The following is an 822-nucleotide window of genomic DNA, read 5'->3' as shown; positions in this document are numbered from 1 at the left end:
CCAGCCTACACCGATCCAGTAGGTACAAGCAGTACAGATGGCGAGGGCAACGTAATTACGCCACCAACTGTCGAGGTACCAGCCTATACCGATCCAGTAGGCACAAGCAGTACAGATGGCGAGGGCAACGTAATTACCCCACCAACTGTCGAGGTACCAGCCTATACCGATCCAGTAGGCACAAGCAGTACAGATGGCGAGGGCAATGTCATTACGCCACCAACTGTCGAAGTGCCAGCCTACACAGATCCAGTAGGCACAAGCAGTACAGATGGCGAGGGCAATGTCATTACGCCACCAAGTGTTACAATCCCAGAATTTAAAGGTGGAGTAAATGGAGAACTTCCAGATCCTGTAGAATTACCTAAAGTTAAACTTATCATCACTAAATGGATTGACGAGTCTGGTAATGAGCTTAAACCAGCTAACGCTAAAGCACCAAAAGTTTTAGGCGAATCTAATGAAGCTTATGAACATGGATCAATTCCGGGATATGAATTTGTACGAACTGTGATTGATGAAAATGAACCAGTAATTACTCACATTTTCAGAAAAGTAAGTGGAAGTACAAATCCAAATACAATTCCAGTTGCACCAGTGACACCTGATACGCCAGTTAAACCTGACACTAATGGAGGTTCTGGTCAAGATACACCAGCACCAGCTACTCCAACTCCAACTCCAAATGCAGTTACTCCAAATGCAGATCATGTAGATACTAAGGCTACTGTTGATAATGGAGCTAAGTCAAATGATTCTCAAAATGTATTGCCAAATACAGGAACAGAATCAAATGCGACTCTTGCATCTCTAGGACTTCTT

General features: G+C 44.0%; 1 pseudogene. It reads left to right on the top strand.

The features are described 5' to 3' along the window. Window positions 1–822: pseudogene (locus B7695_RS06210) on the top strand (SIALI-17 repeat-containing surface protein); the annotation flags it as partial.

It is taken from the genome of Streptococcus mitis (assembly GCF_002096845.1).
GTDB classification, from domain to species: Bacteria; Bacillota; Bacilli; order Lactobacillales; family Streptococcaceae; genus Streptococcus; species Streptococcus mitis_A.
The sequence above is the reverse complement of the archived record's forward strand: the minus strand, read 5'-3'. Positions and strand labels throughout refer to the sequence as shown.